A 14,941-nucleotide genomic window follows, 5' to 3' on the forward strand; every position below is an offset into this window, starting at 1 on the left:
GACGGCGGTGAAGCTCTCGTCTCCACCCCCGCCGAGGCGGCCATCTCTTGTTCGCGCAAGTGTTGCGAGGTTGTGTCCCTGGAAGGAAGGTCATGAGTGCAGATACGTCGGCAATGTCGCCGACCGGGTTCTCCACGTCCGATCTCTATGCGATCGAGCACAACGGCGGCCCACTGCGGATCGCGATGGTTGTTCCACCGTATTTCGATGTACCCCCGAAGGCGTACGGCGGCGTGGAAGCCGTCGTCGCCGATCTGGTCGACTCGCTGTGCGAGCGCGGCCATCACGTCACCCTGTTCGGCGCGGGCGAGCCGGGTACCAAGGCGGATTTCGTCCCGCTGTGGGACCGGATCGTCCCGGAACGACTCGGTGATCCGTTCCCCGAGGTGGTGCACGCGCTGCGGGTGCGCCGCGCGATCGAGCGCCTGGCCGAGACCCAAGGGATCGACCTGGTGCACGATCACACCTTCGCCGGCCCGCTCAACGCCCCGGCGTACGCCAATCTCGGCCTGCCGACCGTGGTGACCGTGCACGGGCCGGTGCAGGACGACTGCTACCGCTATTACCGCGAACTGGGCGAGGAATGCTCGCTCGTCGCGATCAGCGACCGGCAGCGCGAACTGGCGCCCGAACTGCCCTGGGCGGGCCGCGTGCACAACGCGCTGCGGCCGGACCTGTGGCCGTTCGCGACCGAGAAGCAGGACTACGCGCTGTTCCTCGGCCGCTTCACCATGGACAAGGGCCCCCATCTGGCACTCGACGCCGCGCACGCGGCGGGCATCCCGCTCATCCTGGCGGGCAAGTGCTCCGAACCACCGGAGAAGGCCTACTTCGAGGAGTACGTGCGACCGCGGCTGACCGACGCCGATCATGTGTTCGGCCTCGCCGACGCGGCGGCCAAGCGTAAACTGTTGTCCGGAGCACGGTGTCTGCTGTTCCCCATTCGCTGGGAGGAGCCGTTCGGCATGGTGATGATCGAGTCGATGGTCTGCGGAACGCCGGTGGTCGCGTTGCGCGGTGGTGCGGTGGCCGAGGTCGTGGTCGACGGCGTCACCGGGCGGATCTGCGAGGAACCGGACGAACTGCCCGCCGCCATCGCCGAAGTCGCGACCTTCGATCCGGCGGCCTGCCGGGCACACGTGGAAGCGAATTTCGGCGCCGACACCCTCGGCGGCGGCTACGAGCAGGTGTACCGGCAATTGTTGGCCCGCACCACGATCGGCTACGGCAACGCCTTCACCATGCCGATGCCGGTCGGGGCGGCGGTCAGCGGGCGCGGATGAGCCTGAACAACGCGTCGTCGCCGAGCCCGCTCAACGCGGGGGAACCCGCGGGGCTCGGCGGCAACGGCGGCAACGTCACCCTCGTCGAAGGCGGCACCTTCTGCCTGTCCGACCGGCTCGGTGACATCGAGCCGGGTAAGCCGCAGGGCCTGTTCTTCCGTGACGCGCGGGTGATTTCGCGCTGGGAGCTGATGATCGACGGCAAGCGGCCCGAGCCGCTGTCGGTGCTCAGCCCGGAGGCCTTCGCCGCGCGGTTCGTGCTGCGCAGGCCGCCGCAGCAGGGCCGGGCCGACAGCACCCTGCTGGTCGTGCGCGACCGGCTCGTCGCCGAGGGCATGCACGAGCTGATCACCCTGGAGAACATGAGCCGCGAGGCCACCGCGGTGGTGCTCGAGCTGCACGTCGACGCCGATTTCGTCGACCTGTTCTCGGTGAAGGAAGGCCGGATGGGCGGCCGCCGTGCGGAGATGACCACCTCCGACGGCGAACTGCTGCTGCACGACCGGGCCGACCTGTCGCGCGGGCTCGCCCTCACCTCGACGGTGGAGCCGATGGTGCTGCCCGGCACCATGATCTGGCGCGTCGTCGTGCCCGCGGGCGGGCGCTGGCAGACCGAGATCACCGCGCAACCGGCGGGCGCCGCGCAGCGCCCGCAGACCCAAGGCACCCCGGGCGAGCGCTACCGGGCCAGCGAGCCGGTGCGCAAGATCCAGGCCTGGCGGGCCACCGCCACCGACATCAGCGCCGATTCCGGGCTGCTCAACCAGATCCTGCGCCGCAGCGAGAGCGACCTGGGCGCGTTGCAGATCCACACCGATTCCGGCACCGGCAGGCCGTTCGTCGCCGCGGGCGCGCCCTGGTTCATGACGCTGTTCGGCCGGGACTCGCTGCTCACGGCGTGGATGTCGCTGCCGCTGGAGACCGATCTCGCCCTCGGCACGCTCCAGCAGCTGGCCGAATTGCAGGGCCAGACGGTCGATCCGCTGGTGGAGGAGGAACCGGGCCGGATCATGCACGAGATGCGGCGTGGTCCCGCGGTCGGGCAGGTGCTCGGCGGCCAGATCTACTACGGAACCGTCGACGCCACACCGCTGTTCGTGATGCTGCTGGCCGAGTGCCTGCGCTGGGGCGCCGAGCCGGCCTCGATCGCCACCCTGCTGCCCGCGGCCGACGCCGCGATCGGCTGGATCACCGATTTCGGCGACCGCGACGACGACGGCTTCGTCGAGTACGTGCGCGCCACCGATCGCGGACTGATCAACCAGGGCTGGAAGGACAGCTTCGACGGGATCAACGACGCCGCGGGCCATATCGCGCAGGCGCCGATCGCGCTCTGCGAGGTGCAGGGGTACGTGTACGCGGCGTACCTGGCCCGGGCGGAACTGGCCGATCAGTTCGACGATCCGGCCCTGGCCACCCGCATGCGCGAGCGGGCCGCGGAACTGCGGACCAAGTTCGCCGAGCAGTTCTGGCTACCCCAATGTGGGTGGTACGCCGTGGCATTGGACGGAAGCAAGCGTCAGGTCGACGCGCTGACCAGCAACGCGGCGCACTGCCTGTGGTCGGGAATCGCCACCGACGAACACGCCGAGAGCCTGATCGCGAACCTGGCCAGGGCCGAGATGGACTCGGGCTTCGGGCTGCGCACGCTGGCCTCGACCATGGGCGCCTACAACCCGATGAGTTATCACTGCGGGTCGGTGTGGCCGCACGACACGGCGATCGCGGTCGCCGGGTTGATGCGGTACCAGCATGTGCCGGGCGCGGTGGCGCTGGCGACGAAGCTTGCGGGCGGATTGCTCGACGCGGCCGCCGCGTTCGACGGCAGGCTGCCCGAGTTGTTCTGCGGGTTCCCGCGGGCCCGTTTCGCGGCGCCGGTGCCCTATCCCACCTCGTGCTCGCCGCAGGCGTGGGCGAGTGCCGCGCCGCTGCTGCTCGTGCGCTCGTTCCTCGGGCTCGACCCCGATGTGCCCGCCAAGACCCTGACCGTGCGGCCGCAGGTGCCGGAGGCGTGGGGGTGTGTGCGGCTCTCGGAGTTCCGGCTCGGTGAGGTCACGGTCGACCTCGAGGTCTGCGGGTCGGCGGTGACCGTGCATGGGCTGCCCGAGGGGTGGGCGCTGATCACCGACGAAGAGCAGTAGACGGCAACGGGGCCGGATCCGTACGGATCCGGCCCCGAATGTCGTGCGGTGGTGCTCAGCCCTGGAACGGGAAGCGTTCGTCCAGTGCGAGGTTGAGCTCGACGACGTTCACCCGCGGCTCACCGAGGAACCCGAGTGTGCGCCCGGCGGTATGGGCCGCCACCAGCTCGCGCACCTGATCGGCGGTGATCCCACGTGCCTTCGCCACCCGCTCGACCTGGATGGCCGCGTATTCGGGGGAGATGTGCGGGTCCAGGCCGCTGCCGCTGGCCGTGACCGCGTCCGCGGGCACCGCCGCGTCGACCGGGGCGTCGCCGAGGATCGGGATGATCCGGCCGACCGAGTAGTCCTCGCCCTCCTTCGCGCATTCCACGGTCACGCCGCGGAACGTGGCCAGGAACGGCTGGGTGGGGCAGAGTTCGTTCACGCTGACGACCTGCACCGGCCGCGACACGTCACCGTCGGCATCGCGCGGGCCGATCACCGAGAGCACCGCGCCGACACCGTCTTTCGTGCAGAATTGGCGGGCGCCGTCGACCCCCTCACGGTCGCCGACCTCCTTCGAGCGCGCGCACACGGTGGTGAGCAGGCTGGTGCGGGCAGCCGTGTCGACGATGTCCTCCGGGCCGAGGTTGCTCGCGGCGGTGGACAGCGGGTCGTAGCCGTCGCCCGCGGCCGACGGGCGGCTCTGGAAGTACTGCGACATGGCCTTGCCGTCGGCGTCGGTGAACGACTGTCCGATCAGGCTGGAGCCCACCAGTTTTCCGTCCCGCTCGATCAGCGAGCCGTCGGCCTTGTCGTTCAGTCCGGGCAACTGAGCCACCGCGAAAACCGCGACGGGATACACGATTCCGGTGATCACGGTCAGCACGAGCAGGGCGCGCAGGGCGGCCAGGTGCTGGCGGATCCAGGTTGACATACGCATTTCAGGACATCCCGGGGAGGAGTTGGACGAGCAGGTCGATGATCTTGATGCCGATGAACGGCGCGATGATGCCGCCGAGGCCATAGATCGTCAGGTTGCGGCTCAACAGCTTCGAGGCATTGCTCGGTCGGTAGTCGACACCGCGCAGCGCCAGCGGAATCAGCGCCACGATGATGATTGCGTTGAAGATGACCGCGGACAGGATCGCCGACTGCGGGCTGGCCAGGCGCATGATGTTGAGTGCGTCCAGGCCGGGGAACAGCGCCACGAACAACGCCGGAATGATGGCGAAGTACTTGGCGATATCGTTGGCGATGGAGAACGTGGTCAGCGCGCCGCGGGTGATCAGCAACTGCTTGCCGATCTCGACGATCTCGATCAGCTTGGTCGGGTCCGAATCCAGATCGACCATGTTGCCCGCCTCTTTGGCGGCCGAGGTGCCGGTGTTCATCGCCACGCCCACGTCGGCCTGGGCCAGGGCGGGGGCGTCGTTGGTGCCGTCGCCGGTCATCGCGACCAGGCGGCCGCCGTCCTGTTCCTTCTTGATCAGGGCGAGCTTGTCCACCGGCGTTGCCTCGGCGAGGAAGTCGTCCACGCCCGCTTCGTCCGCGATCGCCTTGGCGGTCAACGGGTTGTCGCCGGTGATCATCACCGTGCGGATGCCCATGCGGCGCATCTCGTCGAAGCGTTCCCGCATGCCCTGCTTTACGACGTCCTTGAGGTGGATGACGCCCAGCAGTCGCGGGGTGCCGTCCTTGACCTCACCGACCACCAGCGGCGTGCCGCCCGAGGCGGAGATGCCGTCGACGATCACCGAGGCCTGCTCCGGTACCGCACCACCCTGGGCGCGAACCCATTCGGTGACGGCACCGGCTGCCCCCTTGCGCAGCTGGTGCCCGTCGGCGAGGTCGACACCGGACATGCGGGTCTGCGCGGTGAACTCCACCCAGGTGGCCCCGGGCAGCTCGCCCGCCGAGCGTTCCCGCTTGTTGAACGTCTGCTTGGCGAACACGACGATCGAGCGCCCCTCCGGCGTCTCGTCGGCGAGGCTGGACAGCTGTGCGGCGTCGGCGAGCTCGTCGTCGGGAATGCCCGGCATCGGCACGAATTCGGCGGCCTGACGGTTGCCGAGGGTGATGGTGCCGGTCTTGTCGAGCAGCAGGGTGTTCACATCGCCCGCGGCCTCGACCGCGCGACCCGACATGGCCAGCACATTGCGCTGCACGAGCCGGTCCATGCCGGCGATGCCGATGGCCGAGAGCAGCGCGCCGATGGTGGTCGGGATGAGGCAGACCAGCAGCGACACCATCACGATGCCGGTGATGCCGTGCACATCCAGCGCCGAGGTGTCCGGCACGCCGGGGTTGTTCGCCTTCGCGAAGATGGCCAGCGGCTGCAGCGTGGTCACCGCGAACACGAAGATGATCGTGAGCGCGGCCAGCAGGATGTTGAGCGCGATCTCGTTCGGCGTCTTCTGGCGGCTCGCGCCCTCGACGAGCGCGATCATCTTGTCGATGAAGCTGGCGCCCGGCTCCTGGGTGATCCGCACGACGATCCGGTCCGAGAGCACCGTGGTGCCGCCGGTGACGGCCGAGCGGTCGCCGCCGGATTCGCGGATGACCGGCGCGGATTCGCCGGTTATAGCCGATTCGTCCACCGAGGCGATGCCTTCGACGACGTCACCGTCACCGGGGATGACCTGACCGGCTTCGACCACGACGTAATCGCCGCGGCGCAGTTCGGGAGCGGCGACGCGTTCCTCGACGATGCGGCCGCCGGGGGTCCAGTCGGCCAGCCGCCGGGCGACGGTGTCGGTCTTGGCCTTGCGCAGGGTGTCGGCCTGCGCCTTGCCGCGTCCTTCGGCGACGGCCTCGGCCAGATTGGCGAACACGACGGTGAGCCACAGCCAGACCACGATCGCCCAGGCGAAGAAGCTCGGATCGGCGATCGCGAGGATGGTCGACCACACCGCGCCGATCTCGACGATCAGCATCACGGGGTTCTTCCAGAGCGTGCGCGGGTCGAGCTTGCGCAGCGCGTCCGGGAGGGAGGTGAGCAGCAGCTTCGGATCCAGGACGCCCTTCTGTACGCCCTTGGTCCGGTGCTCGGGCCGCGGCGCGGCCGGTGTTTCGAGGGTGGGACTGGTCATTTCAGTGAATTCCTTCGGCGAGCGGCCCGAGCGCGAGGGCGGGCAGGAAGGTGAGCGCGACCAGGATCACGGTCACGCCGACGACCATGCCGACGAACTGCGGCCGGTGCGTCGGCAGCGTGCCGATCGACGCGGGAGTGGTGCCCTGCTGGGCCAGCGAACCGGCCAGGGCCAGCACGAAGATGATCGGCAGGAACCGGCCGAACATCATCGCCAGGCCGAGCGCGGTGTTGAACCACTCGGTGTTGCCGGTGAGACCGGCGAAGGCGGAACCGTTGTTGTTGGCCGCGGAGGTGAAGGCGTACAGCACTTCCGAGAGGCCGTGCGGGCCACTGTTGAGCATGCTCGCCCGCTGGCCCGGCAGTGCCATGGCGACAGCGGTACCGATCAGTACGATCAGCGGGCTCACCAGGAAATACGAAGCGGCCAGCTTGATCTCGCGCGGGGTGATCTTCTTGCCCAGATACTCCGGCGTGCGGCCGACCATCAGGCCCGCGACGAACACCGTGATCACGGCGAGGATCAGCATGCCGTAGAGGCCGGAGCCGACACCACCGGGCGCCACCTCACCCAGCTGCATGTTGAACATCGTCATCATGCCGCCGAGGCTGGTGTAGGAGTCGTGGAACGAGTTCACCGCACCGGTCGACGTGAGGGTGGTCGACGCCGCGAAACTGGCCGAATTCGCCACGCCGAAGCGGGTTTCCACGCCCTCCATGGACGCGCCGATCGCGGTCGGCACCGTGCCGTGGTGCTGGAGCTGGAACAGGTTGGTCAGCGTGATGCTGGTGAGCGCGATGGTGCCCATCACCGCCACGATCGCGTAGCCCTGCTTGGTGCTGCCGACCATCCGGCCGAACGTGCGCGGCAGCGAGAAGGCGATCACCATCAGCAGGAAGATCTCCAGGAAGTTCGTCCAGGTGCTCGCGTTCTCGAACGGGTGCGCGGAGTTGGCGTTGTAGAAGCCGCCGCCGTTGGTGCCCAGTTCCTTGATGACCTCCTGGCTGGCGACCGGCCCGCCGGTGAGCGTCTGCTGGGCGCCGCCGATGGTCTGGGCGACCTGATCGTGCAGGTGGAAGTTCTGGATGACCCCACCGGCGACCAGCACGATCGCGAAGACGAACGCGATCGGCAGCAGGATCCGCAGGGTGCCGCGCACCAGGTCGACCCAGAAGTTGCCGAGGTCGCCGGTGTGGCGGCGGGCGAAGCCGCGCACCAGCGCCACCGCGACCGCCATGCCCACGGCCGCGGAGACGAAGTTCTGCACCGCCAGCCCGGCCATCTGCACCAGGTGTCCCTGGGTGGACTCGCCGGAGTAGTTCTGCCAGTTCGTGTTGGTGACGAAGCTGACCGCGGTGTTCCAGGCCAGCGCCGGGGTCATCTCGGTGCCGGGATCGGTCAGGTGCAGCGGCAGGGCGCCCTGCGCCAGCTGGAAGAAGAACAGGAACAGGATGCTCACCGCCGAGAACGCCAGCACGCTGCGGGCGTAGATCGGCCAGGTCTGCTCGACCTCGGGTTTCGCGCCGATGGCGCGGTAGATCAGCCGCTCGGCGCGGGAGTGCTTGTCACTGCTGTAGACCCGGTACATGTAGTCGCCGAGCGGCACATGCACCAGGGCCAGCGTGATGACCAGGGCCGCGACGAACGCGATCCCCGCTGTTGTCGTGTTCACCTAGAACCTCTCGGGGAAGAGCAGCGCCGCGACCATGTACACGGCGACGAGGACGGCCAGCACGAGACCGACAAGGTTCGCGATCACAGCTTCTCCACCCCTCGCTGGATCACGCCCAGCAGCGCGAAGATCGCCACGGTGAGCACCGTGAACACCACGACAGACATTTCCAACCTCCTTGCGCTCCGAGGTGGAGCGCCAAGGTGAGTGAAACGCCGGAACGGGACGCGGCGTGGGTTCCTTACGACTCCTTAGCGCCGGGCGGCGCGGCCTTTACGCCCTGTTGACGCGAGGGCGCCCCGATCGGGTGTGCGGAAGCCGTCAAGGCCGGGGCGAAAGCCGTCAACACCCCGTAAAGATCGAGATCGGGCGACGAACACGCGGTGAGAATGGGGCTCCGGCCGGCGACGGACGCCGCCGGGCCCCTGTTCACGGAAAGTGAGATCGCGGTGTCTGTTGTGACCCTTGCGGTGATCCTCGGTTTCGTCGGATCGCTGCTGTTGATCCGTGTGCTCGGCAGGTTGAACACCTCGCACGCACCGATGGTGACCGTCGGAGTGTTGCCGGTGCGCTCGCCTGCCCCGGCCCGCCGACCCGCGATGATGGACTGGTGAAACGCGGACAACTGCGCATCTACCTCGGTGCGGCGCCGGGCGTCGGCAAGACCTACGCCATGCTCGGCGAAGCGCACCGGCGGCTGGAACGCGGCCGCGATGTGGTCGCCGCCGTCGTGGAGACGCACGGCCGGAAGAAGACCGCCGACCTGCTCGACGGCATCGAGCGGATTCCGCTCAAGACGGTCGCCTACCGGGGGACCGAGCTGCCCGAACTCGACGTCGACGCGGTGCTGGCCCGCAGGCCCGCGGTGGTGCTCGTCGACGAGCTGGCGCACACCAACGTGCCGGGCAGCGTGCACGAGAAGCGCTGGCAGGATGTGGAACAGCTCCTCGACGCTGGCATCGACGTCATCTCGACGGTGAACGTGCAGCATCTGGAGAGCCTCAACGACGTCGTCGCGCAGATCACCGGGATCGAGCAGCGCGAGACCGTGCCCGACGCGGTGGTGCGGGCCGCCGACCAGGTGGAACTGGTCGACCTCACCCCGGAGGCGTTGCGGCGCAGGCTCTCCCACGGCAACGTCTACGCCGCCGACAAGGTCGACGCGGCGCTGCGCAACTACTTCCGCCCCGGCAATCTCACCGCGCTGCGCGAACTCGCGCTGCTGTGGCTGGCCGACCAGGTGGACGCCGCGCTGGCCAAGTACCGGGCCGACCACAAGATCACCGAGCTGTGGGAGGCCCGCGAACGCGTGGTCGTGGCGGTCACCGGCGGCCGGGAATCGGAGACCGTCGTGCGCCGGGCCGGGCGGATCGCGTCGAAGGCCAGTGCCGATCTGGTCGTGGTGCACGTGGTGCGCGGTGACGGGCTGGCCGGGGTCTCGACCGAGCGGATGGCGACCCTGCGCGAACTCGCCGCCGGTCTGGACGCCTCGCTGCACACCGTCACCGGTGACGACGTGCCCACCGCGCTGCTGGAATTCGCCCGCGAGGTCAACGCCACCCAGCTGGTACTCGGCACCTCGCGGCGTTCCCGTTGGGCGCGCATCCTCGACGAGGGCATCGGCTCCACCGTGGTGCAGCGCTCCGGCAAGATCGACGTCCACATGGTGACCCACGAGGAGGCCAATCGTGGTGTCCGCAGAGCGTGGCTGCGTCCGCGCAGGCCGGTGACGGCCTGGCTGGCCGCGATCGTCGTGCCGGTGCTGGTGAGCCTGGTGTGCGGGCTGCTCCTCGACGGCTGGCTACAACTGGGCGGGCTCAGTGCCATGTTCTTCGTCGGTGTGGTGGCGGTGGCGCTGTTCGGCGGCGTGGTGCCCGCCGGGCTGTCAGCGCTGCTGTCGGGTCTGCTGCTGAACTGGTACTTCACCGATCCCCGCTACAGCTTCACCATCGCCGAGCCGGACAACTTCGTCACCGTGGTGGTCTTGCTCATCGTCGCGGTGGCGGTGGCGGCCCTGGTCGATGTCGCGGCCAAGCGGACGCTGCAGGCGCGCAAGGCCTCGCGCGAGGCCGAGCTGCTGACGATGTTCGCCGGCTCGGTCCTGCACGGCGCCGATCTGCCGAATCTGCTCGAGCAGGTCCGCGAGACGTACGGGCAGCGCGCGGTGAGCGTGCAGTGCGGTGAGCAGATCGTCGCCTCCGTTGGGGTCGAACCGCCCGCCAAGGCATCGGAGGCCGACACCGTGATCGAGGCGGGCGACGCGCTGAGCCACCTGCTGCTCGCGGGCCGGGCGATCGATTCCTCCGACCGCCCCGTGCTCAACGCGGTGGCCAACCAGGCCGTCGGGCTGGTGCGGCAGGCCAAGCTGGCCGAAGAGGCCAGTGCGGCGGCCGCGTTGCTCGAGGCCGACCGGCTGCGCCGGGCGCTGCTGTCGGCCGTGAGCCATGATCTGCGCACCCCGCTGGCCGGAGCGAAGGCGGCGGTGTCGAGTTTGCGCAGCGACGACATCGAGTTCTCGGCCGAGGACACCGGCGAACTGCTGGAGGCGATCGAGGAGTCCGTCGACCAGCTGACCGCGCTGGTCGGCAATCTGCTCGACTCCTCGCGCCTCGCCGTCGGTGTCGTCACCCCGCAGCTGCGCCAGGTCTACATGGACGAGGCGGTGCATCGTGCGCTGGTCAGCGTCGGGATGGGTACTCGCGGTCTGCGGCGCGCGGCGATGGACCGGGTGAAGGTGGAGGTCGGGGAGGTCTCGGTACTGGCGGACCTCGGTCTGCTCGAACGCGTGCTGGCGAATCTGATCGACAACGCGCTGCGCCACTCCGGCCGCGATACACCGGTACGAGTCACCGCCGAACATGACGGCGACCGGGTCTCGATCGCCGTCGTCGACGTCGGGCCCGGCGTCCCCGCAGGCACCGAGGAGCAGCTGTTCGAGCCTTTTCAGCGCCTCGGTGACCGCGACAACACCACCGGAGTCGGCCTCGGCCTGTCGGTTGTGCGCGGCTTCGTCGAGGCGATGGACGGCACCGTCCACGCCGAACCGACTCCTGGCTGCGGTCTGACGATGCTCGTCGACCTGCCGTCGGGTGTACCGCCGTCGTCCGACCTCACCGCCGAACCGCACGGGACGACAGAATGAACGCGCCGACATGGGTAACTCACCGGGCACGGGCTCACGCGGGCGGGAATCCGACCGCAAGCCGCCGACCCGATGTCCCCACGCACACGAGTCCGGCCAGAAGTCCCGGAGAGGCGGAACAGTGAAGAATCAGGCTCCTGCGGCCACCAAGGTGCTGGTGGTCGATGACGAGCCACAGATCGTGCGGGCCTTGCGGATCAATCTGTCGGTGCGCGGGTACGAGGTGATCACCGCGGGTAACGGGGCGGCCGCCCTGCGTGCCGCGGCCGAGCGGCACCCCGACGTCATCGTGCTCGACCTGGGCCTGCCCGATATGGACGGCATCGAGGTGCTGGCCGGGTTGCGCGGCTGGACCTCGGCGCCGGTGCTGGTGCTCTCGGCGCGCACCGACTCCGCCGACAAGGTCGAAGCGCTCGACGCGGGCGCCGACGACTACGTCACCAAGCCGTTCGGCATGGACGAACTGCTGGCCCGGCTGCGTGCCGCGGTCCGGCGCGGCGCGACCGAGGTCGACAGCGTCGACCCGGTGGTGGTCACCGACTCGTTCACCGTCGATCTGGTCGCCAAGAAGGTCACCAAGCGGGGCGAGCCGGTACACCTGACCCCCACCGAGTGGGGGATGCTCGAGATGCTGGTCCGCAATCGCGGAAAACTGGTGGGCCGCAAGGAACTCCTGCGCGAAGTGTGGGGACCCGCCTACGCCACCGAGACCCACTACCTGCGGGTCTACCTCGCACAGCTGCGCCGCAAACTCGAGGACGACCCGGCCAACCCCCGGCACCTGCTGACCGAGGCGGGCATGGGGTACCGCTTCCAGGAGTGAGACCGGGTCCGAGATTTCGTGAGCACATGGGTAACTCGTCGGGAACGCCCAGAAGACTCCCACCACCGAGCCCCCGGCCCGGTGTTCGAGTCCTCCGGATATCACGACCGGCAAGAATCACGGGGAGGCGGACATGCCAGGATCTAGGCATGGCTGAGCAGAACGCACCCGTGACCACCGCACCCACCGAGCTGTGGGTCGAGCGCACCGGCACCAGGGCCTACACCGGGCGCAGCAATCGCGGCGCCGAGGTCCTGATCGCCTCGCAGGGCGTCGAAGGCGCGTTCACCCCGGGCGAGCTGCTGAAGATCGCGCTGGCCGCCTGCACCGGTCTGAGCTCCGACCTGCCGCTCTCGCGCCGCCTCGGCGACGACTTCGACGCCACCATCCGCGTCTCCGGCGACGCCGACCGCGAGAACGAGCTGTACCCGCAGCTCGACGAGGTTCTCGAGCTGGACCTGTCCGAACTCGACGAGGCCGCGCGCGAGCGACTACTGGTCACCGTGCAGCGGGCCGTCGACAAGGTGTGCACCGTTGGCCGCACCCTCAAGGCGGGCACCAAGGTGACGCTGAACTTCGATATCGACGCATGAGCGAGGGGCCGCAGCGGCTCAGCGCGTGGGTGCACGGGATGGTGCAGGGAGTGGGATTCCGCTGGTGGACCCGCTCGCGCGCACTGGAACTCGGACTCACCGGCTATGCCCGCAACCACAGCGACGGGCGGGTGCACGTCGTCGCCGAAGGACCGCGAACGGCGGGCGCGAAGCTGCTGGACCTGCTACGGTCCGGCCAGGCGCCTGGCCGGGTCGACCTGGTTGTGGAAAGCTGGGAGCCCGCGCGGGGCGACATGACGGGATTCGAGGAGCGCTAGTGGTGACTTCGGGGGCTAGGGGGCGGCAGCGGTGAGCACACAGAACCCTGGTCCGCCCGACGAGCCGCCTGCGGGCGGCTCCGGACGCTCTCCCCACCAGCCACCGGACCCCGGTGCGGGCTGGCCACCGCCCGACCCCGGCGCGGGCTGGCCGCCGATGCCGCAGCAGCCGCCGGAACCGCCCGCGAACGAGCAGGCGCGGCCCGGCCGGATGGCCAGGCAGGAACCCGGGGTCACCCAGCCCCGGCCCCCGACGGTCGGCGAGGCACGGGCCCGCGACAAGGCGCGCAAGCAGGCCGAACAGGCCCAGCGCGCCGCCGCCGAGGCCGCGGAAGCCAAGCGGCGCACCAGGAAACGGGTGATGATCGGCGGCGTCGCCGTCGTCGGTGTCGCCGCCCTGGTCGGCGGTGGCTACCTGGCCTATCGCGCCATCGCGGCGCCGGATCAGGTGACCGCGTCCTGCGTGCAGATCGACCAGAACGGCAACGAGGTCGTCGTCGCCGACGAGTACTGCGGTGACGGCAAATCCAACTTCCGCAGCGACACCAGCCACGGCGGCGCGGGCAGCCTGATCCTGCTCGGCTGGCCGCAGTACCGCTACCACTACGGCGGCACCCCCACCATCGGCAAGCCGCCCAGCGGCGGCAGCTCGGTGAAGCCGCGCAACGCCACCATCACCACCAAGAGCGGCACCACGATCCAGCGCGGCGGGCTCGGCAGCAAGTCCACCGGCGGGAGCGGGTCCTAGTGCGGCGGGTGGCGAGTACGCCGCGTCCGGGCTGGCAGCAGATCATCGAGAGTCAGGGACTGGTCTACGGCGCGCCCGGCCGCGATGCCAGCGGTCAGCCGCGCCCGTACTGGGACGAGTCGGTGCACTACGAGTTCTCGATGGACGAGATCCTCGCGCTGGAAGCCGACGTGGAACTGCTGCAGTCGATGTGCCTGCACGCGGCCGAGCACGTGGTCCTCACCGAGCGCTACGCCGATTTCGGCCTGCCCGAATGGAGCTGGGGGCCGATCGCCGAATCCTGGCGGCGCAGTGACCCGTACGTCTACGGCCGCTTCGACCTGCGCTACGACGCGCGCCGACCGGCCAAGCTGCTCGAGTACAACGCCGACACCCCGACCTCGCTGCTCGAGGCCGCGATCATCCAGTGGCACTGGTTGCAGCAGGTGTATCCCGGTGGCGACCAGTGGAATTCGCTGCACGAGAAGCTGGTGGAACGCTGGACCGAGCTGCGCGGCGTGCTGCCCGGCACCGAGCTGCACTTCACCTGGTCGGGCGCGGACGCGACCGGCGAGGACAACGTGACCACCGCCTACATGCAGGAGACCGCCGCCGAGGCGGGCTTCGACACGGTCGCGCTGCCGATCGAGGAGATCGGCTTCGACACCGAACTGCACCGGTTCGTCGATCTGGCCGAGGCGCCGATCGAGGCGGCCTTCAAGCTGTACCCGTGGGAGTGGATCCTCGACGACGACTTCGGCAAGCGCGTCGTCGAGAGCCTGCCCGCCACCGCCTGGGTCGAACCGCTGTGGACCACGCTGCTCAGCAACAAGGCGCTGCTGGCGGTGCTCTGGGAGATGTATCCCGGCCACCCGAACCTGCTGCCCGCCTATCTCGACAGCCCGCACGAGCTCACCGAGTACATCCGCAAGCCCAAGCTCGGCCGCGAGGGCGCCAACATGACCATCGTCGGTCCCGGCATGGAGACCGCGACCGGCGGCGTCTACGGCGCCGAGGGCTTCGTCTACCAATTGCTCGATCCGCTCCCGGAATTCGACGGCATGCGCCCGGTGCTGGGCGCCTGGGTCGTCGGTGACACGGCGGCGGGCCTCGGCATCCGGGAGACGGCGGGCCTGATCACCGACGACGGCGCCGCCTTCGTCCCGCACCGCATCGTCGACTGACCCGTGACCACACAACACTGTTCG

At 69.3% G+C, this 14,941-nt stretch carries 14 protein-coding genes; 9 read left to right on the plus strand and 5 right to left on the minus strand.

The window, feature by feature from the left end; all coding sequences use genetic code 11:
- The first annotated feature begins 113 nt into the window (after positions 1 to 113).
- Complete coding sequence (locus AB0H54_RS09705; RefSeq protein ID WP_355280673.1) at positions 114 to 1,283, plus strand: glycosyltransferase family 4 protein; 1,170 nt, start codon at positions 114 to 116, stop codon at positions 1,281 to 1,283.
- Entirely contained in the window at positions 1,280 to 3,424 is a 2,145-nt protein-coding gene (locus AB0H54_RS09710; RefSeq protein WP_357344344.1) for a glycogen debranching N-terminal domain-containing protein, read from the plus strand. The genes AB0H54_RS09705 and AB0H54_RS09710 overlap by 4 nt, the downstream gene beginning before the upstream one ends.
- A 55-nt stretch (positions 3,425 to 3,479) precedes the next feature.
- On the opposite strand, the gene AB0H54_RS09715 is transcribed toward AB0H54_RS09710, so the two are convergent.
- From AB0H54_RS09715 to AB0H54_RS09735, 5 genes are read right to left on the minus strand one after another with little or no spacing between them, the layout of a single operon-like run.
- Positions 3,480 to 4,349: a potassium-transporting ATPase subunit C gene (locus AB0H54_RS09715; RefSeq protein ID WP_357344346.1), complete on the minus strand. Its 870-nt coding sequence runs from the start codon at positions 4,347 to 4,349 to the stop codon at positions 3,480 to 3,482.
- Position 4,350: 1 nt separating this feature from the next.
- Complete coding sequence (gene kdpB, locus AB0H54_RS09720; RefSeq protein WP_357344348.1) at positions 4,351 to 6,498, minus strand: potassium-transporting ATPase subunit KdpB; 2,148 nt, start codon at positions 6,496 to 6,498, stop codon at positions 4,351 to 4,353.
- A gap of 1 nt (position 6,499) precedes the next feature.
- Entirely contained in the window at positions 6,500 to 8,170 is a 1,671-nt protein-coding gene (gene kdpA / locus AB0H54_RS09725; RefSeq protein ID WP_357344350.1) for a potassium-transporting ATPase subunit KdpA, read from the minus strand.
- On the minus strand, positions 8,171 to 8,257 hold the full coding sequence (locus AB0H54_RS09730) for a potassium-transporting ATPase subunit F (protein ID WP_218719288.1): 87 nt from the start codon (positions 8,255 to 8,257) through the stop codon (positions 8,171 to 8,173).
- The gene (locus AB0H54_RS09735) at positions 8,254 to 8,337 is read right to left on the minus strand and encodes a potassium-transporting ATPase (RefSeq protein ID WP_110035904.1); all 84 of its coding nucleotides are present in this window, start codon (positions 8,335 to 8,337) and stop codon (positions 8,254 to 8,256) included. The genes AB0H54_RS09730 and AB0H54_RS09735 overlap by 4 nt, the downstream gene beginning before the upstream one ends.
- 282 nt (positions 8,338 to 8,619) lie before the next feature.
- Here AB0H54_RS09735 and AB0H54_RS09740 point away from each other — a divergent pair, with 282 nt between their 5' ends.
- From AB0H54_RS09740 to AB0H54_RS09770, 7 genes are all read left to right on the plus strand, one after another.
- Positions 8,620 to 8,784, plus strand: a complete 165-nt coding sequence (locus AB0H54_RS09740; RefSeq protein ID WP_355280474.1) for a hypothetical protein — start codon at positions 8,620 to 8,622, stop codon at positions 8,782 to 8,784.
- On the plus strand, positions 8,781 to 11,312 hold the full coding sequence (locus AB0H54_RS09745; protein ID WP_357344352.1) for a sensor histidine kinase KdpD: 2,532 nt from the start codon (positions 8,781 to 8,783) through the stop codon (positions 11,310 to 11,312). Before AB0H54_RS09740 ends, AB0H54_RS09745 begins: the two co-directional genes overlap by 4 nt.
- A 121-nt stretch (positions 11,313 to 11,433) precedes the next feature.
- Positions 11,434 to 12,135, plus strand: a complete 702-nt coding sequence (locus AB0H54_RS09750) for a response regulator (RefSeq protein ID WP_355280477.1) — start codon at positions 11,434 to 11,436, stop codon at positions 12,133 to 12,135.
- A gap of 149 nt (positions 12,136 to 12,284) precedes the next feature.
- Positions 12,285 to 12,728, plus strand: a complete 444-nt coding sequence (locus AB0H54_RS09755; protein WP_355280478.1) for an OsmC family protein — start codon at positions 12,285 to 12,287, stop codon at positions 12,726 to 12,728.
- Positions 12,725 to 13,006, plus strand: a complete 282-nt coding sequence (locus AB0H54_RS09760) for an acylphosphatase (RefSeq protein WP_355280480.1) — start codon at positions 12,725 to 12,727, stop codon at positions 13,004 to 13,006. The genes AB0H54_RS09755 and AB0H54_RS09760 overlap by 4 nt, the downstream gene beginning before the upstream one ends.
- Before the next feature lie 31 nt (positions 13,007 to 13,037).
- Positions 13,038 to 13,754: a hypothetical protein gene (locus AB0H54_RS09765; RefSeq protein WP_357344355.1), complete on the plus strand. Its 717-nt coding sequence runs from the start codon at positions 13,038 to 13,040 to the stop codon at positions 13,752 to 13,754.
- The gene (locus AB0H54_RS09770) at positions 13,754 to 14,917 is read left to right on the plus strand and encodes a glutathionylspermidine synthase family protein (protein ID WP_357344357.1); all 1,164 of its coding nucleotides are present in this window, start codon (positions 13,754 to 13,756) and stop codon (positions 14,915 to 14,917) included. Before AB0H54_RS09765 ends, AB0H54_RS09770 begins: the two co-directional genes overlap by 1 nt.
- Positions 14,918 to 14,941: the final 24 nt, after the last annotated feature.

The sequence above is a fragment of the Nocardia sp. NPDC050718 genome, from assembly GCF_040654235.1.
Lineage (GTDB): Bacteria > Actinomycetota > Actinomycetes > Mycobacteriales > Mycobacteriaceae > Nocardia.